Origin of the sequence: Paenibacillus chungangensis (assembly GCF_042675905.1) — a bacterium.
Lineage (GTDB): Bacteria > Bacillota > Bacilli > Paenibacillales > Paenibacillaceae > Pristimantibacillus > Pristimantibacillus chungangensis.
Genome location: NZ_JBHTJZ010000005.1, coordinates 850,759 through 871,947 on the forward strand (window position 1 = coordinate 850,759; position 21,189 = coordinate 871,947).

The 21,189-nt window shown below is 47.4% G+C and carries 14 protein-coding genes and 1 pseudogene; 10 read left to right on the forward strand and 5 right to left on the reverse strand.

Annotation, left to right across the window (positions count from 1 at the left end; translation table 11 throughout):
- The first annotated feature begins 58 nt into the window (after positions 1–58).
- The 3 genes from ACFQ2I_RS06540 (at position 59) to ACFQ2I_RS06550 (ending at position 6,580) form a co-directional block, all read left to right on the forward strand.
- Positions 59–3,145 carry a cadherin-like beta sandwich domain-containing protein gene (locus ACFQ2I_RS06540; protein ID WP_377562885.1) on the forward strand — a complete coding sequence of 1,029 codons (3,087 nt, stop codon included), beginning with the start codon at positions 59–61 and terminating at the stop codon, positions 3,143–3,145.
- Positions 3,146–3,515: 370 nt separating this feature from the next.
- On the forward strand, positions 3,516–4,778 hold the full coding sequence (gene tyrS / locus ACFQ2I_RS06545; RefSeq protein WP_377562886.1) for a tyrosine--tRNA ligase: 1,263 nt from the start codon (positions 3,516–3,518) through the stop codon (positions 4,776–4,778).
- Positions 4,779–5,002: 224 nt separating this feature from the next.
- A complete protein-coding gene (locus ACFQ2I_RS06550; RefSeq protein ID WP_377562888.1) occupies positions 5,003–6,580 on the forward strand; it encodes a right-handed parallel beta-helix repeat-containing protein in 1,578 nt (525 codons plus the stop codon).
- 15 nt (positions 6,581–6,595) lie between these two features.
- On the opposite strand, the gene ACFQ2I_RS06555 is transcribed toward ACFQ2I_RS06550, so the two are convergent.
- A complete protein-coding gene (locus ACFQ2I_RS06555) occupies positions 6,596–8,836 on the reverse strand; it encodes a helix-turn-helix domain-containing protein (protein ID WP_377562889.1) in 2,241 nt (746 codons plus the stop codon).
- 222 nt (positions 8,837–9,058) lie between these two features.
- On the opposite strand from ACFQ2I_RS06555, the gene ACFQ2I_RS06560 reads away from it, so the two are divergent.
- From ACFQ2I_RS06560 to ACFQ2I_RS06580, 5 genes and pseudogenes are all read left to right on the forward strand, one after another.
- On the forward strand, positions 9,059–10,768 hold the full coding sequence (locus ACFQ2I_RS06560) for an extracellular solute-binding protein (protein ID WP_377562891.1): 1,710 nt from the start codon (positions 9,059–9,061) through the stop codon (positions 10,766–10,768).
- 22 nt (positions 10,769–10,790) lie between these two features.
- A complete protein-coding gene (locus tag ACFQ2I_RS06565) occupies positions 10,791–11,687 on the forward strand; it encodes an ABC transporter permease (RefSeq protein ID WP_377562893.1) in 897 nt (298 codons plus the stop codon).
- An 18-nt stretch (positions 11,688–11,705) separates the two neighbouring features.
- Entirely contained in the window at positions 11,706–12,587 is an 882-nt protein-coding gene (locus tag ACFQ2I_RS06570) for a carbohydrate ABC transporter permease (protein ID WP_377562894.1), read from the forward strand.
- Positions 12,588–12,933: 346 nt separating this feature from the next.
- On the forward strand, positions 12,934–13,260 hold the full coding sequence (locus ACFQ2I_RS06575) for a hypothetical protein (protein WP_377562895.1): 327 nt from the start codon (positions 12,934–12,936) through the stop codon (positions 13,258–13,260).
- A 209-nt stretch (positions 13,261–13,469) separates the two neighbouring features.
- Positions 13,470–13,562: pseudogene (locus ACFQ2I_RS06580) on the forward strand (phosphotransferase); the annotation flags it as partial.
- A 165-nt stretch (positions 13,563–13,727) separates the two neighbouring features.
- Here the strand turns inward: ACFQ2I_RS06580 and ACFQ2I_RS06585 are convergent.
- From ACFQ2I_RS06585 to ACFQ2I_RS06600, 4 genes are all read right to left on the reverse strand, one after another.
- Positions 13,728–14,588: a carbohydrate ABC transporter permease gene (locus ACFQ2I_RS06585; RefSeq protein ID WP_377562897.1), complete on the reverse strand. Its 861-nt coding sequence runs from the start codon at positions 14,586–14,588 to the stop codon at positions 13,728–13,730.
- Positions 14,589–14,601: 13 nt separating this feature from the next.
- Positions 14,602–15,519: an ABC transporter permease gene (locus ACFQ2I_RS06590; RefSeq protein ID WP_377562898.1), complete on the reverse strand. Its 918-nt coding sequence runs from the start codon at positions 15,517–15,519 to the stop codon at positions 14,602–14,604.
- Positions 15,520–15,574: 55 nt separating this feature from the next.
- Positions 15,575–17,209, reverse strand: a complete 1,635-nt coding sequence (locus tag ACFQ2I_RS06595; protein WP_377562900.1) for an extracellular solute-binding protein — start codon at positions 17,207–17,209, stop codon at positions 15,575–15,577.
- A 159-nt stretch (positions 17,210–17,368) separates the two neighbouring features.
- Positions 17,369–19,684 (reverse strand): helix-turn-helix domain-containing protein, encoded by a 2,316-nt coding sequence (locus tag ACFQ2I_RS06600; RefSeq protein WP_377562901.1) that lies wholly within the window; start codon positions 19,682–19,684, stop codon positions 17,369–17,371.
- A gap of 612 nt (positions 19,685–20,296) precedes the next feature.
- Here ACFQ2I_RS06600 and ACFQ2I_RS06605 point away from each other — a divergent pair.
- Positions 20,297–20,698, forward strand: a complete 402-nt coding sequence (locus ACFQ2I_RS06605; RefSeq protein WP_377562903.1) for a GNAT family N-acetyltransferase — start codon at positions 20,297–20,299, stop codon at positions 20,696–20,698.
- A gap of 66 nt (positions 20,699–20,764) precedes the next feature.
- Entirely contained in the window at positions 20,765–21,085 is a 321-nt protein-coding gene (locus ACFQ2I_RS06610; protein ID WP_377562904.1) for a hypothetical protein, read from the forward strand.
- Positions 21,086–21,189 lie beyond the last annotated feature (104 nt).

A 21,189-nucleotide genomic window follows, 5' to 3' on the forward strand; every position in this document is an offset into this window, starting at 1 on the left:
TGAACTGTAAGCGCTTTAAAAAGGATTGAAAATCATTTGGAGGAGGATGATCGATTTTATGCTCAGTTTGAAACGTACTGTCAGATACCTTCTACTCGTTGGCTTGCTCGTTACCTTATTCCCTTTGCACTCCATTGCTGCTGTAGAAAGATTCGTTCCATTGATTAACCCGGGTTTTGAGCAAACCAATACAGATGGTACAGTACCCGGCTGGTCGCAGACTTACGGCAACGGAGGGATATCCGTGACAAGCGAGGTGGCGCGATCAGGACAATTCGCATTGAAGATTGTAGATCCGGATCAAGCCAACTACGGGTATAGCACTTCACTCATCCCTGCTACAGAAGACTTAACCTATGTAGCTACCGTATACGTGCAAGCTGCTTCACAGAATGCATTCCTGTATCTACAGTTTCACGATGCCGATGGTGTGCGGATTGGTCACAAATCTGTTGCTGGAGGACAAGCAGAGGGATGGACGGCAATAACCGCAACGTTGAAGGCACCTGCAGGCACCGCATCGGTATCTGTGCTGCTCTATTCCGGCTTATCGGCAACTGGTGTAGCATACTTCGATGATGTGATATTGTTAGAGCAAGATGATAATGCAAATACACAGCATGTGGTCAGATTAGGCACGGCGATTAATTCCGTCACCATTCCCCATGCCGCATATGGTCAAGGACCGAATGGTAAAAATTATATTTACACAACTAGCATAGGCAATCCTGCCGTTCTCACAGTGATGAGTTCTGAGACTGGAGAAAGAGTCGCAACATTTCCATTGCAAAATGCTGGATATTCTTGGGGCAGCGTCGTTGCGCCGAATGGTCATGTCTATATTGGTACACAACGTAACGGCTTGCTGTACAGGCACATACCCGGCAGCGGAACTGTTGAAAATGTAGGCAAGGCAATTGATTCGGAATCTCATATTTGGCGTGTTGCTTCAGATGAAGCAGGCAATATATATGGAGGTACATATCCCAATGGCAAGGTGTTCAAATATGATGCCACTTCAGACACCTTTACCGATTACGGTCAGATGGCTGCCGGGGAGAAGTATGTTCGTAGCATCGCATACGGCGGAGGCAAAGTATATGCAGGCACAGGGGCTGTTCAGGCGAAAATCGTTGAACTGGATCCTGCCACCGGGCAAAAACAGAATATCCCGCTGCCTGCTGCATATTCAGCACATAAGGAAGTGTACGATCTAACTTACACCGATGGCTTATTATTTGCCCGAATGACTTACTCCGATCCAGACAGTCCATTGAACAATGTTACACTAGTCTATGATGTTAGCGAAGGGGAGTGGATCCATGAACTGGAAGGCACGATTGGATTGGACGTATCGCCTGTTGGTCCAGACGGGAAGGTTTACTTTGTTCAGAATGGCATGCTAACTTCTTATGACAAGGCGACAGGCGATGTTCAGCCAACATCGTTCTCATTCAACGGTGCAGCAAGCAGGGGCTTCGGTTGGCAGGTGTTAAATCTATCGGGTTGGAATGGTCCGAGTTTAGTTACGACTACATCTCGAGGCTCAATTCACGCCTACAATCCAATTGCAAATGAAGGGATCACCATTCAAGGAGATCCACTGGGATCGGCTAATTCCATCAGATCCATTAGCAAAGGACCTGACGGCAATATTTATGTGGGTGGCTACTTGTCTCCCTCATCCATGACCCGCTTTCGACTGGACACATTCACCATGGAATCATTGAGAGGAATATCCCAAGTTGAAGGAATGGGCGTATTCCAGGACGAGCTTTACTTGGGGGTTTATCCCGGTGCGACAGTCTATAAGTATGACCCCGAATTGCCGTATGACAGCACCAAGCAGTCGAACCCGATAGCGCTTGATCTCGATCTGAGCGTTTACAATCAGGATCGTCCGTTTGCCTTTTCGGATGCCGGTGGCTTGCTGGCAATCGGTACTGTGCCAATAGTAGGCAAGCTCGGCGGCGCTATTTCCATTTATGATCCACAAACAGATTCTGTTGACGTCTATCCGCAGATTGTCGAGAATGAGAGTCCTATGACATTAGCTTATAAAGACGGTTTCTTATATGGTGGAACAACGGTGTGGGGAGGCATCTCCGCTGAACCTGTCGAGCATAATGGGACATTGTTTATCTTTAATATGAACACACGTGAGAAGGTGTTCGAAGTCGAGCCGCTTCCGGGAGAGAGAGCTATTACATCATTGACGTTCGGACCTGATGGTATGCTCTGGGGATTAACGAATGGTAAGCTGTTCACATTCGATCCGACCACACGACAAGTCGTACAGTCCAAAGAGTTATACCCGTACACATGGACGGATATTGTACTCGCTGGAGGAACACTAAATTTCCATAGCGACGGATATCTATACGGGGAAGCGGCTGGCCGCATTTTCCGATTAAATCCGCAGACTTGGGAGCATGAGACACTCGTTAGCGGTGCGAATTATTTTGCACAGGATGAATTTGGCCGCATATTCTTCACAGGTAATTCTATCGATTTGCACATGTATGATGACATACCGCCTGCATTCCATAGTGGGGAAGAGATTCAGTTCGAACGAAAGGCTGATGGCAGACTGAAGTTGTCTTGGCAGGGTAATGCTGATATGAAATCGTTTAAAGTAATGCGTGACGGGATGGAGATAACAGCTAGGGGTGTATTGACCACCGATCCGATTACCAGATATACTTCATTTGTATTGCCAAGCGAAGATGCTCAAGCGGGCGAGTATACGGTGACACCAATTGATTATGCAGGTAACTCAGGAAGCCCACTATCGGTATGGGTAGCTACAACGGATTTAGCACTGTCTAGTCTTTCCATTAACACAGGAGAACTGTTCCCTGCATTTTCTGCTGACGAGTCTTCATACGTATGGCGGGTATGGCCATCCCTCAAATCGGTCACTCTGACTGCAGCTCCGCAAGATGCGAACGTTATTATGACAGTGAACGGAGCTCCGGCAGGAGCGGGAATGCCTATAGACATTCAATTGGATAAAAAAGAACCAACACGGGTAACTATCCAATTATCTGCCGCTCATCTTGAAGAATCAAGGGAAGTGACATTAGATATCGTAAAATGCAAAGGGCCAAAAGAGGGCTGCGGCGCGCCTCCTGGACACCAATAGTGAATCCAACAGTTGACAATGCCATTTTTATTTTCTATACTGTTCAATAATCTCATATGCAACATACGATGAACGAGTCCAGTAGCTGCTTAGTCCCTGTTCCAGAAAGCCGGGGGATGATGAAACCCGGTACACATTAAGCTAGTGAATTACGCTCTGGAGTGTCCCGGGTAATGCCGGGCGGCGTGGCGAACGATATCTCGCTGTAGAGTGGCACGAATGGTTATGCGATGATTAGCAATCGCCTATAACTCCATAAGTGCAAGCTGGGTGGTAACACGGTTAATGAATCGTCCCTATGTCTCCAAGAGAGACTAGGGGCGTTTTTTTGCTTTGTATTTCTGAGACAGGATGAAGGAGAGGATCTATTGTGAACATTATTGATGAACTGGCATGGCGCGGCGCTATTAACCAACAGACTGACGAAGAAGGATTGCGCGAGCTGACTAATGAAAAATCGATTTCCTTATACTGCGGCGTCGATCCGACCGGAGACAGCATGCATATCGGTCACTTGATTCCGTTCATGATGCTGAAGCGATTCCAGCTGGCGGGACATCGTCCCGTAATCCTGATCGGCGGAGCAACAGGCACGATTGGCGATCCTAGCGGCCGTCAATCCGAGCGTTCCTTGCAGACGCTTGAGGAGATTCAGAAGAATGTTGAAGCGCTGACCAATCAGATGAAGAAGCTCTTCCTTACGGAAGGCGATACCGGCATGCGCATCGTGAACAACTACGATTGGACGCATAAAATCAATGTGATCGAGTTCCTGCGCGACTACGGTAAAAACTTCAATATCAATACGATGCTGGCGAAGGATGTGGTGGCGAGCAGATTGGATAGCGGCATCTCCTTCACGGAGTTCTCTTATCAGATCCTGCAGTCTCTGGACTACTTGCATCTGTACCAGCATGAAGATGTGCAGTTGCAAATCGGCGGTTCCGATCAGTGGGGCAACATTACGGCAGGTCTGGATCTGATTCGCAGAAAAGAAGGCACAGAAGCGAAAGCATTCGGCTTGACGATACCGCTTATGTTGAAAGCTGACGGCACCAAATTCGGCAAAACAGCAGGCGGCGCAGTATGGCTTGACCCTCAGAAGACTACGCCATTCGAATTCTACCAGTTCTGGGCGAACACGGACGACCGCGATGTGGTGAAATACTTGAAGTACTTCACCTTCCTGTCCAAGGAACGCATTGAAGAATTGGAAGAGAAGGTACAGACTGAGCCGCATTTGCGCGAAGCGCAAAAAACACTTGCCGAGGAAATGACGCGCTTCGTTCATAGCGATGAAATGCTGGAGCAAGCGAAGCGCATTACGGCAGCGCTGTTCACTGGCGACATCAAATCGCTAACGGCTGATGAGATCGAACAAGGCTTCAAGGAAATGCCGACGTTCGAAGCGACGAAGGAAGCCCAAAATATCGTAGATTGGCTTGTTGCCCTCGGCATTGAGCCATCCAAGAGACAAGCTCGCGAGGATATTACGAACGGCGCTATCTCGATGAACGGCGAACGTATTACGGATCTGGCGTTTGAAGTGAATGAGACTCATGCGATCGGCGGACGCTTCATCATTATCCGCAAAGGCAAGAAGAAGTACAGCTTGGTCAAGGTTGGCTGCTAATATACTACGATTAAAGCAAGTGCCAGGGGAATAGTAACCTCGACACTTGCTTTTTTTATCAAGACTGTTGTTTTCCGAGGCTCAACCTATTTTTCGTTCATATGCGATTTTACGGACGAATGAAAAGTTGCATACATTGGCAATAAGCGTGTCTATCCCGCTTCTTCATATTCTTCTACGATATAAACGAACCAACCATTAACGACTTGAAGGGAGCGTTTATATTGAATCGAAAGAAGACAAGGGTAAGACTGTCGCAGCTGGCGATTATGCTAATTGTGCTTGCGCTGTTCGCAAGTCAATCATTTGCTGCAGGTTCAATGGGATCTACGGAAGATGCACTTGCGCAGGACAATCAGGAAGAGCAGGTCATGAAGAAGGGGGAGGATGAGTCCTCTGTAAACGAAAATAAACTTTGGCCCGGTATGTCTGGTTCAACGCAATGGATGAATATGCTGCAAGGACAATTGGGATTGAATGATCTCGGCTATGTGTCTGTTAAATTATTTGGCGCAAAAGGGGACGGAGTGTCTGATGATACAGAAGCCATTCAATCAGCGATTGATTATGTAGGAGAGCAAGGTGGCGGGACCGTCTTCTTCCCGGCTGGCACATACATCGTGAAGCGGGCAACTCCGGCGCAAAATTACAATTATTGTCTGATTATTAAGGACAGCAATATCTCGCTTCTAGGCGCCGGGATGGGAGCGACGACAATCAAGATTGCCGACGGCGAGAATGCAACGATTCTCCGTACCGTCATTAACAATACGAACATTGACGGTGAGCTGGCCAAGCCGTTGAAAAACATAAAAATCGCCGATCTGACGATCGACGGCAACTGGGAGAACATTACTTGGGCCGGTCCGACGGGTCTAGAGAGTGAAGGGATATACGATCAGAACGGGATCAGCATCTTCACCACAACTGACGGAAGAGTGGAAAACGTGCACGTTAAACATATTGGCCAGGACGGCTTGTCCGGAGGCTCTAACCGGAATATCGTGGTGACAGGTTCGGTCGTCGAACATACGGGCAAAAACAATATTGCCTTCTTCCAATCGACGGGAATGAAAATTACGAATAATACCGCTCGCAACGCTAATGATTCTCCGGACGGAGGAGCGGTCAAGCCTTACTACAACACGTCCAGCAGCAAATATTCCAGCATTGCGTTCGCTTATGCGCCTTCGCCGTTATTTGTCGGCACGACACGGAGTCTAAACATTGCCAGCGGCAATACGATCTATACGGAGACTGGCCGCGGCATTAGCGCGGATTCGGGAGCGAACCATCTGATCATTGCGAATAATATGATCGAAAGCTCATCCGGCCGTCACCTTATTAGCTTACTGATGCCGAGCTCGATCATGCCTTCCGGCTTTGTCGTAAGCGACAACATCTTGCGCAACGATGCAGAGAGCAACGGGGACAAGCGGGATATCAGCATTACGAATGTCCAGGACGCTGTCGTAAGCGGCAATACCATCTTCGGTGGAGGGATGGCGATTGTGCTCGACAACACGCACCATGCAGTCGTCACCGACAACCTGATCCGGGAAGTCGGGAATGACAGCGCCACAGCAGCCGGCATCAATGTCAGGGGAAGCAGCAACCTTCGTCTGCATGATAATTTACTGAGCGATTCCACGGTCAAATTCACGAATCGACCATCAGACGAGATCAGCCTGCAGAGCAATAAGCTGACAGCAACACCAACAGGACTCAATCTCGTCAACAACTTGACCTCTTTCAACAATGATGGCTACGATCCCTTTGTCCCCAATCAGGAAGCTTCATAGCAAGCCATAGCGATACTACAGCGATTGTTCCTTTACAAGCTGCATTTTACGATATTCGCCGGGCGGAAGCCCGGTCATTTTTTTGAACATGCGGATGAAGGAGTTGACGTTATAGTAGCCAAGCTCATTAGAAATCTCATGAATCTTCAGCTCATTGTCGGACAACAGCTGCTTCGCTTTTGTTATGCGTACTTCATTTAATATTTGACTGAAGTTTTCACCCGTTTTTTCCTTAATAAAATTAGACAAGTAACTAAGTGACAGGTTTAAGCGATCTGCGATGTTCTCCAAAGAAATATCCTTGTTGTAATGACAGTGGATATATTCCATCACAAAAGCAATGACCGGGTCATCGTTCCCGGTTTTCTTTTCTTTTATTTTATGACAAGCTTCAGACAGCAATAGACGGAACAATTGATTATAATGTTCGGGAAGCGTGCATAACTTCATCCTCTCGAACGGAGAGCAATTCTCAACCATGGAGCTGATTTCAATCCCGTTAGAGACGAGAATCTTCATCGTCTTATTGATGACTTCCCTGGCAAATTGCTTGTATTGGTAAGCGGTAGCCCTCTTGTTGCACATCTTGTCTAGACGCCGTTGAATCATCGCGATAACATGTTCAGCGTTGCCTTGCTGCACATTCGTGGCGAATTCATCTTCTTGAGCGGGGGAGAGCAGTAGATGATGGTACTCATCATTCATTGCGTTAATCATCTGCGTCTCTCCCGTCAACACGCGATGCTCCAGAAGCTGGGCCGTATCCTCGTATGCATGGGTGAACTGGGAGGAATGATGCAATGCTGTCCGGTAAGCAATGGTGACATAACAATATTCCTTATCCCAGTCCAATAGCTCTTTCAATCCTGTCAGCGCTGCTCCTATATCTTTTTCGGAGGATTCTTGCCGGACAAACACGAGCGACAGTATTTGTGCTCTTTCGGTTTGTATGGTCACAGAGTCCGGGAATAGGCGCGACAAATGAACATGAATCATTTCCTTAATAAAATAGGCTGCTTTATGCTGCTCGACATCAGAAAGTTCATGATATCGATCTGTGAAATGCAACTGATACATGAGCAAGTAATACGGTTTTGACGTTTCCAGCATTTCTCCAACATCTTGTATGTTCAAATAGATGTTTTTTAGCTTGACCATATATCCGTAGTTCTTCAGCAAGGAAGAGGCTTCTATCGTACGGTTGATATTATCTTGAATCGTTGTGAACTCGCTTATGCTGTCAGATGGCCGGATGGCGTGTTGATTCTGGATGGATTCAATGATCGAGCGAATGGGTTTGTTAATTTTTGACGCGAGCCAGAATGAAATGAATAAACTAATCGCGATTGTCAAGAGGAGCAAACTAATCAGGAGCAAGCTAAGACGAGATACTTGAGCGTTTATGTGATCAATCGGAATGACATGCATGTAAGTCAAGCCGGAGCTTTCACCCCTCTGAATGAAATAGAAATGATCATCTTGTCTCATGTAACCGCTCTCAATATGGTGCGAGGGAAGCTGATTGAATTGCTCTGTACCTGCTCCTGCATGAAAAACAGTGTGCTTCTGCTGATCAAGGATATAGAAGGAGTTGCTTCCATCCGGCTGGAAGTTGTTGTACAGTGAGTCGGCACGAATAAATGCAGTAATATAGTAATCGCTTTGAATGCTGTTCTTCATAATAAACGGAATGAGATTACCGCGGGAATACGATGTGTTATCCGATTTGACATGAAAAAAAGCTGAAGCGGGAAATGCCCTCATCAAGTAATTCTCTTTGAACTGCGATTGCCAAAAGCCGGGAGAATACATGTTGCTGATATAGTACTTCATAAACATTTTCTGATCTTCCGTAATCCCCTCTTTGTCCAATACGGCCGACCGGTTTTTATAGTACACGATCATATTCTCGAGAGAAAGCAGGTCATTGGCTGTCATCGCTTCCAGCATATCTCCCGCTTGTTGAATGACCAAATAATCGTCCGGTTGAGGATCGCCCTTCAGTAAATTTATTTTGTCGTCAAAATACAAGTTGATCGCTAAATTCTGAATATACTGCAGGTGCTGCTCGTATCTGTCAACTGTATTTTGAAGGTGCAGGCTGTTAGAGCGTACCGTGCTCTCATGAATGTTGCGTTGGAAGAAAGCAAAGGACAAAAAGTTAAATGAGACGAGCAGGATGATAATGGCGATAAAGCCTAGCATCAATTTCATAAACAAAGATTTTCGTTCCAGCGGGAAGCGGAGAAGCTTCATATTCGCAATCACACTCCTTCTTCTTCATTTAACCATAGGCAGCCAGAGCGGCAACACACCGCTTTTATGGAAGTATGCTTTTTTTGGGGTGGAGGGAAATAGGCACATCAACGCAAATATAACGTCTACCTTCACCATTCATTTTCTAGTAATTTCATATTAGCATATGATTCATGAAATCACTTGCCAAATTCATACATTCGGAGAAAGGGGTTGTTTATCTTGATAAGCCGTTATTTCAAGACAGTATGGATTGCCATCATTGTCATTTGCATGGCATTGACGGGATGCTCGAAAGAGCAGCCTGGCGAAAGCGAGAAAATGTCTGGAGGGACGGAAGTTGTAAAGCAGACTCCCGGGAAAGATAAAAACGGGGGCGACATGGAAAAAAATGCTTCCGGCAATGATGAAGCTGCTAAAGCCGGCAGCTTACCGGACAAATATGATCCTCCGATCGAATTGTCGACCGTGATGTTCAATTTCAACTATCCCAAATTCGATGAAGGGGATGATCTGAACAATAATCGATGGACCCGCCATATTGAAGAGCAATTCGGCATCAAAGTAGATACGTGGTGGGACGTGCCGAGCGGTCAATATCAGCAGAAGACGAATCTGATGATCGCTTCGGGCAAAATTCCGGATTTCTTCGCCGTCACGCCTACCCAATTCAAGCAGCTGTATGAAGCAGATTTGATCGAAGATCTAACGGATGTCTATCGAGACTATGTCACCGACAAAACAAGGGCAGTGATCGAAGGGGCAGGTCAAGAGGTGATGGCCTCGGCTACACTCGACGGCAAACTGATGGCCATCCCATGGAGCGGTCTTGTGAAAGAACAAGTTCCGGTCATATGGATTCGCAAGGACTGGATGGAGAAGCTGGATATGTCCCCTCCGACAACGATGGATGACGTTCTCGCAATATCGGAAGCATTCACAACCAAGGATCCAGATGGCAACAGCAAAGACGATACGTTCGGCCTCGGCATGTACAAGGAGCTTGGTTACTTGTTTACCGGATTCGTCAACGCCCATCATGCCTATAAAGGGATATGGATAGAGAAGAATGGCAAGCTCGCCTATAGCAGCATTCAACCTGAGATGAAAACGGCGTTGGAGCAAATGCAAAAGCTTTACCAATCAGGCCAGATAGATCCGGAGTACGGAGTGAAAACAAACGAGAAGTTCCGGGAAATGATTGGGGAGGGCAAGATTGGCATGTACTTTGGAGGTCTGGGCGATCCCAACGGCTTCTTGTATAAAGTAACGCCGGACATCGAGTGGCTGCCGTTCGCTGTGCCTTCCATCGACAATGAACCGGCCAAGCTGCAGCATGGACTTAACATTTTCAATTATTACTGGGTCGTGAAGAAAGGAACGAAGCACCCCGAGGCGCTGTTCAAATTAACGGATATGTGGCTGTATTACTTCTACGAAACCATGTCTCAGCAGGAGTATGAGGAGTACGTCGCGGTAGATCGGTTAGGCTATTGGATGAGTGCGCCAATGAAAATCTATCGTCCAATACGAGCGGATGATACGACAGCTATTATAAAGGTGCTGAACGGCGAGCTCAGTGTGGACCAATTGGCCATGCGGCCGAAGGGGACATACGAGAAAATCGTCAAATTCATGGAAGGGGATATGAGCCAGTGGAGTCATCGTTGGCAGTTCGGGCCAGATAGCTCCGGTGCGATCGCGATTCAATACGACGAGAACAATCAGTATAAACCGGATCAGTTCATTACGACTCCTACTCCGGCTATGGTCAAGAAGAAGCCGACACTCGAAAAGCTTGAAGATGAAATGATCCATAAAATTATGCAAGGCGCTTCACTGGATGAATTCGATGAATTTGTAGCGAAGTGGAAGAAGCTTGGCGGAGATGAAATAACGGAGGAAGTAAACGAATGGTACGAAAGCCAGTGACCGGCTGCGAGGAGAGATAGCAATGAGAAGAGCTTCCACAGCAACCCTGCCGTTGCACTTGATGCTGCTGCCTGCCCTCATTCTTGTGTTCATCTATCACTACATTCCGATGGCCGGCATCATCATGTCATTCCAGGACTATGTGCCGGTCAAGGGCATCCGGGGGTCGGATTGGGTCGGTTGGGATAATTTCAGTTATGTGTTCAGTTTGCCGGATACGATCGAGGTATTCTGGAATACGTTGTTTATTGCCACGATGAAAATAATTGCCGGCACGATTGTTCCTATTAGCGTCGCCTTGCTCTTGAATGAATTAGGCAATCGCATCTTCAAAAGGAGTATACAGACGCTTATCTATATTCCACATTTTCTATCCTGGATCATTCTTGGCGGCATCTTGCTGGATTTGCTGTCTCCTTCGGAGGGGATGGTCAATCGTGTGCTGATGTGGATCGGTCTGGAGCCTATTTTCTTCCTGGGTGATAATAACTGGTTCCCTTTCACACTCGTTATCTCGAATGAATGGAAGGAGTTCGGCTTCAGCACAATTGTCTATTTAGCGGCGCTGACTGGAATCAATCCCGCTTTGTATGAGGCAGCTGTTATGGACGGCGCTGGTCATTGGAAGAGAATGTGGCATATTACCTTGCCGGGCATGCTGCCGATTATCATTCTGATGGCTACGCTCAGTCTAGGTCAAATATTGAATGCAGGATTCGAACAAGTGTTCGTTCTTTACAGTCCGCAAGTTTATGAGAGCGGAGACATTATCGACACGATGGTATATCGCATGGGCCTTGTCAGTGCGCAGTACAGCTTTGCTACAGCTATAGGCTTGTTCAAATCCGTCATATCGTTGTTGTTGATCAGTATTTCCTATTGGATGGCATATCGATATGCGAACTACCGCATTTTCTAGAGAAGGGAGGACGGGACAATGGTGGAATCGATGCTATGGAGCCGTAAGCTGTTCGTTGTCTTGAATTATATGCTATTGTCCATGCTTGCCTTTCTCTGCTTGTTTCCTATCCTGCACGTACTGGCTATATCTTTCAGCTCGAGTACGGCAGCTAGCAGCGGCGAAGTCGTCCTATGGCCTGTCGATTTCAATACGGCTGCCTATCAATATGTGCTCGACAACGATGCTTTCATGCAATCCATGGGAGTATCCCTGAAGCGTATCGTTGTAGGCTCGGCCATTCAAATGTTATTAATCGTCCTGACGGCTTTTCCATTGTCCAAGGAAGCTCGCGTTTTTAAGTGGCGTACGCTTTATGTTTGGTATTTTTTCGTCACACTGCTGTTCAGCGGCGGACTTATCCCCACCTACATGGTGGTCAAGGATACAGGACTGATGGACTCCATCTGGGCGCTGGTTCTACCTATAGCCGTGCCCGTGTTCAGCGTCGTTCTGCTCTTGAATTTTTTCCGGGCGCTGCCGAAGGAGCTGGAGGAGTCCGCGTTCATTGACGGGGCAGGGTATATGGTAACGCTGTGGCATATTTTCGTCCCCTTGTCCAAGCCGGCTATGGCCACACTATTGTTATTCTCGCTAGTGAGCCATTGGAACGCCTGGTTCGATGGTCTGATCTACATGAATTCACCCGAGAACTACCCGCTTCAGAGTTATCTGCAGACGGTTGTCATTCAGCATGATCCGGCTCTAACTGATGTAGACGAGAACTTGATGTCTCAATTGTCGGACCGGACGCTGAAATCTGCTCAAATCTTTATTGGAGCGCTTCCGATCTTGCTTGTGTATCCATTCTTGCAAAAGTACTTTATGAAAGGCATTGTCATGGGCAGCGTGAAGGAATAGCGAATCAATGAGAATAGCATAATTTGAAATCCCTGAAGCCGCCCAATTGGGCGGTTTTTTCATTTGTTCATAGAACGACTGGAAAAAGATGATATAATAGGGGATTATAAAATCAGAATTGTGGGAGGGCAAGCAGCTTTTCTAAGTAATCTGAAATGAGGATATGGTATGCATCAAATCATTGAAATGTTTTATTCATTTATGATCGCCTTGTTTTTATGCGCTCATTCGATGTAGATGATCTTATTCTGAACACTGTCGGATTTTTCTTTGGCTATGTTATAAGGGAGTGTATAGAGAGAGTGTTTTCTAAGAGCAGGGAGATTGTGCGGAAGGAGATGTGACAATGGTTATTACAGGTGTGATTATCGGGATTGTAATTGCATACGTTTCTTTCATGATTCTGGGTGAATACGGCGTATTCATCATGCTTGCCATTCTATTCGGAATGTTTCTAAGCATCTATCTGAAAACGAAACAAAATTACGAAGACCTTCAGCTTATTAAGAAACACTTGGGGATTAAAGCTGAAGAAGAGCGTATTGAAGGGCAGGAAGAGGACTATGCCAACTTGGAGAAGCTGGAAAATGACAATGCGGTAATGACAAAGTTCAATAAAAAAATTGATGAAGAATTGAAAAAGTACACTTCCAAAACAGAAAATAAGAATTAAAAGGATACCGGGAGGATCAACTTTACTTGCAGCACTATTTGGCAGGTTGGCGCTTAAACAAGGTGGTTGAGGGGGCTGTGATTCAGTGGGAAATAGGAGAGTCAATGCAGCTTCCTATTCATGAAGTCCATTGTGAGAGCTCGCTGGAACGCCCGTTCTTCAGCAGATTGTGAACGATCCGTCGAATATTGAACGCGGAGAAGGATGCTGTGCTGGGTCATCTAAAATGCTTGCCGGACGGGCTGCAGCTGTGTCACGGCGATTATCATCCTGGCAACGTGATTACTGGACGAGTGTCTTGGGTAATCGATTGGATGTCGGGCAGAAAGACCCTATGGGGGAAGGACGTGGAGATTGATCACAGGCTGAAGGTGATCATCACGCATGACAATCCCTCGCAGCCTAATCAGACCGTATGGGTGAATGAGACCGGCATCGTGGAAGCCGACGAGTCGGTCTCTTGCAGCCTATCCCTTCACGGAACCAAGCATCGCGCCTTGAACGAAATACTTCTGCACGAACGGGTACAGGCAGATGATGGGCAGAATGGCGACGTATACGGTCGCATACTTGATATTCAAGCTCATAACGGCCAGCTCTTCCGCTCCTGTTGTCGTCGTCTGAGCAGCCATGTCGCCCTGTATCACGATGTTGCGGAGAATAATCTGCAGCGGGTACAGGGCTTTCTCGTTCAGATAGATTAGAGCGGGGAAGAAGCTGTTCCAATGAGCGACGGCATAGAACAGGAACATGGTGGCCATCACCGGCAAGGATAACGGCAGCACGATTCGGATCAAGGTGCGGAATTCGCCCGCTCCGTCAACAGTCGCCGACTCATGCAGTGAATCCGGAATGTTCTGGAAGAAGGTGCGCATCAGAATCATATTGAATACATTAATGGCCGTCGGGATCAGAATCGCCCATACCGAGTTCACCAGGCCCAGTGAGTGGACGACCATATAGCGTGGGATAAGACCGCTGTCGAAGAACATCGTCAGCACGACGAACAGCGAGATCAGGGAGCGGCCGTACATATACCCCCGCGATAACGGGTATGCGCATAGCGCAGTCATGATTAAGTTAATCGCGACGCCGCCGGCTGTATACATAAGTGTATTGGCGTAAGAACGCAAGATAGAGGGATCAGCCAGAATGACATCGTAAGCTTGCAAGGTAATATCCTTGGGCAAGAAGTAAACCTCGCCGCGCGAGACGGCATCCCCGGCGCTGATCGAGACGATTCCCATGTAATAGAGCGGATAGAGCGTAATTAGAATGAGGAAGAGCATCAATAGAACGTTGCAAATATCGAATATTCGGCCGCGCATGGAATTCCCTCCCTTAGAACAGCTTCGTGCCGCTAATTTTCTTGGCGAACTGGTTCGCCGAGACGACGAGTGCGAATGCGATCACGGACTGAAAGATGCCGACTGCGGCGGCATAGCTGAAGTCGCTGTCGATAAGCCCCCTGCGGTAGATGAACGTCTGGATAACGTCCGCCGTCTCATAGGTCGGTCCGCTATACAATAAGATGATCTTCTCGAACCCGACGGACAGCATATTGCCCAACGTGAGCAGCAGCATGATCGTTACGACGGTAGAGATGCCGGGCAGCGTAATATGCAGCATTTTTCGCCAGCGGCTTGCTCCGTCCATCGTGGCCGCTTCGTACAGCTGCGGGTCGATGGACGTCAACGCAGCCAGATAGATGATGGAATTCCAACCCATGCCTTGCCATATCTCGGAGCTGATGAAGATGGTCCTGAACCATTGCGGCATGGACAGGAAGGTCAGAGCCTCGCCTCCGAGCCATTTGATCAGACTGTTGATCAGTCCGTCAATGGACAAGAAATTCACGAGCATACCTGCAACCACGACGACTGACAAAAAATGCGGCACATAGGTGACCGTTTGAATAAACCGCTTAAACAGCTGCAAGCGAAGCTCATTCAGCAGTAAGGCGAAGATGATAGAGGAAGGAAAGAAAAACAAGAGCGAATACAGATTGATCAGCAGCGTATTGCGGAACACCTTCCAAAAGTACGGATCGCCGATAAATTGCCCAAAATACTTGAAGCCTGCCCAAGGGCTCTTGAAGAAGCCTTTCACAATGGAGTAATCTTGAAACGCCATCAAATTGCCTACCATCGGAGCATAGTGAAATGTGAGAAAGTAGATGATGGGCAAGGAGATCATCACATAAAGAGCCTTGCTTTTATTGAGCTTTTTCTTTATTTCTACCGCAGAGAGCATACCCATCGACCTCGCTTTCCTAGCCGGGAGAAAACGGCGAACGTCTTCCCCCGGCCAAAGCCTATTTTACGCGATCCAACGCCGCGTTATAGATACTGACGAGCTCATCGGAGCCCTTCTTCTTCAGCTCCGCGACGAAGCCTTCCCAATCCTTCATTGAGCCTTCTATCATAATGAACTTATCCATGTTCTGTGTCAGATAAGCATCCAGTTGCGAACGTAGCTGTTTCAGCCGTTCCCGCTCCTCCATCGTGAACGGAGGATCGCTGACGAAGCGGATATTCTCGCCCGCTTGCTCAGCTTTAGCTGCCTTATCATCCCAACGGATGGATTCTTCGGTCTGCCAGGTCATGCCCATGCGATTGTCCTCATACAACCCGAAGCCGAGGTAGCCGAGACCTAGCGCGGAGGCAAGCGAGTAGTAGGGGCTTTGCTCATCTTTATACTTGTTGTATACGTCATCCGACATCTTGTACTCGCCGTTCGTGAGCGTATAATCCTTGCCTTCAATGCCGAGACTGGTCAGGCTGGAGCCTTCCTCGGAATACAACCAATCTATGAATGCAATGGCTTTCTCCGGATTTTTCAGCTTGGCGTTCAGGACATAAGACTCTGACAGATGCCCCTTCGGATAGATGAGATTCCGCTTGGCGCCGCTTGGCGCGGTCAATGTGTCCAGCATATCGAATTGATACTCCGGGTTCACCTTCTTCAATGTGACGTTGAAGGAGCCGGCGAAGCCATGATTATCCTGGAAGTAGAACGATTTACCGGAGCTGAGCTTCTCTTGCCAGATCTGAGAGGTGGCTGTTGAATAGTCGGGGTCCAGCAGCTTCTCTTTATAGAGCATATGGAGCCATTCTACCGCTTGCTTAAATTCCGGTGATTCCGGTCCGAACTGATATTTCCCCGTCTCGGGCTCATAATAGACCTTGGAGCCGTTGAAGGTGGTGTAACCGCTTCCAAATCCAAAGGTAATCGGATTGAGCAAATTCTCCGTGCCCGTCAATCCGTTCGCTGCGCGGGCTGTGAAGGGAAAGGAGTCCGGATTAGCTTCCTTCATTTTTTTCAGCACCTGGTAGAGCTCATCATAGGTTGAGGGCTGATTTAACTCCAAATTCTCCAGCACATCGATCCGCATCATCGGCAGTTGTCCGCCCGATCCGGATTTTTTGGCTGCGAGCGGGAATCCGTACAGCTTTCCGTCGATTTTGTTCTTGTTAATGTCAGGCTGCTCTTCGATTACTTTCTTGAAGTTGGGCATATTGTCCAGGTGTGGTGTCAGGTCAAGGAAGATGCCCGAATCCGCGAAGTTCTGAATATCGTCCTGCTTCACCAGCAAGACATCCGGCATCGTGTTAGTTGCGATCAATGTTTTTTTCTTATCATCGTAGTTGCTTTGGGGCACGCCTTGCACGTTCAGCTTCACATTTTGCCGCTTCAGAAATTCTTGTACAGCAACGGAATCGGACAGCAGTGCTTGCGAAGGATGCTCATACCTCATCCACGTCAATTCAAGCGGCTTGTCGTCTTTACCGGCTTCCTCTTTCTTGCCGCTGTCGGCCTTGGCCGTTGGTGACGGGCTTGATCCGCCCGATTCGGTATTGTTGTTGTTCCCGCTGCAGCCCGCCAGCAAGCTGAGTACCATTGCTATACAACATACCCACAACCAGCCTGTTCTACTTTTTCGGTGCATAGTAATAACCCTCCTCAGCAATCCTCTATTTTCTTTCACTCTCCACGATAGCACTGGGCCACTCGCATATGTAGAGCCAAAAAGGAACGATATGCACCGATATCCCTTCTTTCTGGAAATGTTTCACTTTTCCACCATGCGCTAAAAAGGCGCCGACGACTATATGCTTTGCTTGCGTGCGTGAAGCTGACGATAGTCAAGCGGTGATAGACTCTCATGCTTCTTGAACAGGCGAAGGAAGGTTGTACGGCTAGTAATTCCGATGCGCTCCGATATTTCACTCACCTTCAAATCCGTTTGCGCCAGCAGTTCCTTGGCTTTGGATATACGGACGAGACTAATGTACTGAGTAATGCTCGTACCGGTCGTCTCCTTGAACAAGCGGGACACATATTTGGGAGACAGGCCAATCTCATCGGCAATCGTCTCCAAGTAAATGTTATCGGTATAGTGCTGTTCTATATATCGGGTGATATCCGAGACGACGGAACCTGACTTGCTCACGCCTATTGCCATTGTTCTCGATACGATTCTCCGGTAGAAGTCCAGCAGCTGCACTGTCCGCTCATGCAGCTCTCCGGGGGACAGGCTGGGTCTGACAAGCACCGCATATTGATCATCGCTCAGCAGAGGGGGAAGCGGCAGCTGGCGATCGTGCACGAAGCGAACGCCTGTGTGCATCAGATCCGTCAGCAAGGCGCCCAGATAAGTGTAGGATACGCCAATGTTCTTATTCGCTTGAAGCAACTGTTCTACTTCAGCGCGCAGCAGCTCCATATTACCCGCTTTCAGACCGTTGACGATTTTGTTCTCGTCCAGGAAGGAATAGTAATAGGTCTGCTCAATTGCAAGATCAGCAGCATCCGTCATCGTTACGCTGGATGAGCTTTTGTCATTAACGATGGCAGTGATCGCATCGCTGTACGATTTCACCATATCGCCCGGCTTGTCATAGAGCTTGCCGATTCCGATGGACATCCTGCAGTAGATCATGTCATATTCGAAGGTTGTCTTAATCTGTTCCAGCGCTTCATCGAACTGCACCCGATCCCGCATCTGCTTCAGGTTGATGATGCCGGCATACAGATTAGGCTCCGCTTCCAGCACATAACAGGATACGTATCGGCGCAGCAGTCCCCATATGACATTCTTCATTTTATCCTCAATCATTATCCGATCAGATTCCTGCACTTCCTCGTAGAATCTCTCCTTGTACTGAAAGTGGAAGCAGCAGCATATATAATAGCCGTCCTGGAACCTTAATTCATCCAATATTCGGCTAGGCGGTTCTTGCTGTGCCCACACGCTTCCTTTCATCATATTGGTGAAAAACTGGTCCAGCAGCTCGCTGGAATATTCATTCAGCTTGATCGAAGCGTCGCGGTTATGCTGGACCAGCTGGCGAATCATGCTGCCGATCGCCGTCAATTCATCATGCTGATCCTGCGTGCTGCCGTTCACCATTTCTTGCTCGCTGCGCAGCAGAATGTTCTTAATGTTGCGAATGGGATTATACAGATTAACACTGAAGATGAAGGAGAAGACAATCCCGATCAAGATAAGGCTGATGCAAATCCAGATGACGAGGCCCAAGATGCTGGCCGCTTCTCCGCTGAAAGCGGATAGGGGCGTAATGGAGATATAATTCCAGCCGAAAGCATTAGACGGAATACTGACAATAAGAGCGTCAATGCCGCCAACCTTCATCATTCGGCTGGACTGGCGATTGGAAAGCCCATTCAGCATGGAAGAGATGGCTTCGGGCTTCAACTCACTGCTAGTTAGAATAAGGTCGCCATTGCTGTCGGTGATGAGGTAAGCAGTAGAAGGGTAGAGCGCGTTGTTTTTAAGCGCAGAAGCGATAGCGGGAACGGAAAGTGTCGTGACAAGCGTTACTCGGTTGCCATTCACGTATTGTGTCGAAATGCCGATGACTTCAGTGGCTTTACCCTTCATATGGCTGCTCGCTTGGGTGGGGCCAAGTAATTGAAAAACGCTTGTTGCATGAAGTCTCTCTTCCCAATAACGCTTGTCATAACCGTTGAGGGAGTAGAATTTATCGAAGAACGTATTAAACTCGACAAGGCCTTCGTTGGAGAATACACGTTCGTTGTCTGCGTAGAGGAAGATATGATCAATGAAGGAGCTGATTTCATTTCGCTTTTGTGCGATCGCCCTTATTATGAGCTGCAGCTTGACCCGTTCCGGATCGGTTAATTGGGGATAAGGCGTCAAATGCTGCTGGATTACATCGCTTAGCAATAAATTATTGTTCATCGTATGCGCCATGCCCAGATAAATGTCAATTGTACCCGACGAGAACTTTAAATTGGCCGAGAGCTTATGCGAGACGTCGCGCTTGGCCATATGATCCACGTTCAAATAGACAATGCATCCGATGACGATGATAGGGATGAGCAGAGAGAGGAAGTACAGGAGTATTTTCAAATAGAGTTTATTTTGCAGCATGTACATATCCGAAGTCACGCTCCTTTTTTATCTCCATTTGGGACACTCTACCTTGCAACAGAGTTTTTATTCTCTTGGATGCTAATCCTGCTCATCCGGTTAGATAATTACATTAGAAGTCAGTATTCTCCTTTTCACTTCTATTTCCTGCAGATACACTTCAAATTTAAGCGGTGTACCATGCACCGGCCATAGATGGATATCGGAGTGAATCCCTGCGGTCGATAGCTGCGGAAAATGATACGAGCATCAGAATCATCTTATGCAGTGCATAAGCCGAACAGTATGCCTGATTATGTGGAGAAAAATCTCCCTGACGCACCTTCTTCATATGTGGTAAACTTCACCATATACGATTCCATATACATGAAAGTGAAGAAAGGGCGTATGGAGGCTAACTAAATCGACCAGTGAAACAGAAGGAAGGAGTGGCCAATACACATGGTACTAATCCTCGTCATTTTGCTCGTTATCAATTTAATATTATTATTCATTATTAATAGCAAGCTTCCTCCTCGTCCTCCTCGTGACTATGTGAAAGAAGCCTTGCAGCGGGATAAAGAGAGAAGGTCGAGTGAACGGCTTCATTAAGGTGAAATGAATAGGGAGAGATTGCAAATGTCCAATATTGTGTATAGGGAAAATGCACAAGTTACGCCGGATAAGCTCGCTCAAGTATTCAAAAATTCGGGAATTCGGAGACCTACTGATGACATTGTCAGGCTTCATTTGATGATTCAGCATGCTGACTTGCTCGTTACAGCATGGGATGGAGAAAGGCTTGTCGGAGTGGCAAGAGCGCTGACAGACTACAGCTATTGCTGCTATTTATCAGACTTGGCTGTAGATCGCGCCTACCAGAAGCATGGGATCGGAAAGAAGTTGGTTGCCATCGTGCAGGAGCGCATTGGCGAATCTTGTTCCTTTGTGCTCTTAGCAGCGCCGGAAGCGGTGGACTATTACCCAAGACTGGGATTCGAGCGAGCAGATAAAGCTTATTTGATCAAACGAAAGAGATAAAGTGTAGCAGTAAATGAAGGTAAATCATCCATGATCGACAAATGACATGAAAAGGAATGGAATACGATGCGCAAAAAAACAATAATCATTACATTGACCGCAGGCTTGCTGTTCGCAGCGATGTTCATCCCCATATCTGTTGCGCCTTCGGATGAAATCAGAATTGTTGTGGATCATACTAACGAATACTTTATCGCTCCACCATGTTTTGAGCAAGCGAAAGGCTTGACTAACCATCTGTCCGACACGACATTAAAAGAAGCTCTAGCGAGCGGTTACAAGCCGGAATCTGCTTGTACAGCTGAGAAGGTGAATGAGAAAACGAAAACAGTTGGCTACTGGATCGGTCACCAGTTGGGACTGGTTTCTGGCGATTGGGATTGGTAGGAGATTGTCATCAATAACTCATTAGCCCCATAAGTCATTAACTTCATTAATTAAATAGAATGGCGAATCGATTAATGGCATTAATCGAATTAGTTGATCTACTA

Bases quoted from the DNA above. Each gene is read 5' to 3' on its own strand.
- ACFQ2I_RS06585 (WP_377562897.1), bottom strand. From the start codon at position 14,588: ATGCGCGGCCGAATATTCGATATTTGCAACGTTCTATTGATGCTCTTC.
- ACFQ2I_RS06555 (WP_377562889.1), bottom strand. From the start codon at position 8,836: ATGAAGCTTCTCCGCTTCCCGCTGGAACGAAAATCTTTGTTTATGAAA.
- ACFQ2I_RS06610 (WP_377562904.1), top strand. From the start codon at position 20,765: ATGCGCAAAAAAACAATAATCATTACATTGACCGCAGGCTTGCTGTTC.
- ACFQ2I_RS06600 (WP_377562901.1), bottom strand. From the start codon at position 19,684: ATGTACATGCTGCAAAATAAACTCTATTTGAAAATACTCCTGTACTTC.
- ACFQ2I_RS06540 (WP_377562885.1), top strand. From the start codon at position 59: ATGCTCAGTTTGAAACGTACTGTCAGATACCTTCTACTCGTTGGCTTG.
- ACFQ2I_RS06575 (WP_377562895.1), top strand. From the start codon at position 12,934: ATGGTTATTACAGGTGTGATTATCGGGATTGTAATTGCATACGTTTCT.
- ACFQ2I_RS06570 (WP_377562894.1), top strand. From the start codon at position 11,706: ATGGTGGAATCGATGCTATGGAGCCGTAAGCTGTTCGTTGTCTTGAAT.
- ACFQ2I_RS06605 (WP_377562903.1), top strand. From the start codon at position 20,297: ATGTCCAATATTGTGTATAGGGAAAATGCACAAGTTACGCCGGATAAG.
- ACFQ2I_RS06590 (WP_377562898.1), bottom strand. From the start codon at position 15,519: ATGGGTATGCTCTCTGCGGTAGAAATAAAGAAAAAGCTCAATAAAAGC.
- ACFQ2I_RS06565 (WP_377562893.1), top strand. From the start codon at position 10,791: ATGAGAAGAGCTTCCACAGCAACCCTGCCGTTGCACTTGATGCTGCTG.
- ACFQ2I_RS06595 (WP_377562900.1), bottom strand. From the start codon at position 17,209: ATGCACCGAAAAAGTAGAACAGGCTGGTTGTGGGTATGTTGTATAGCA.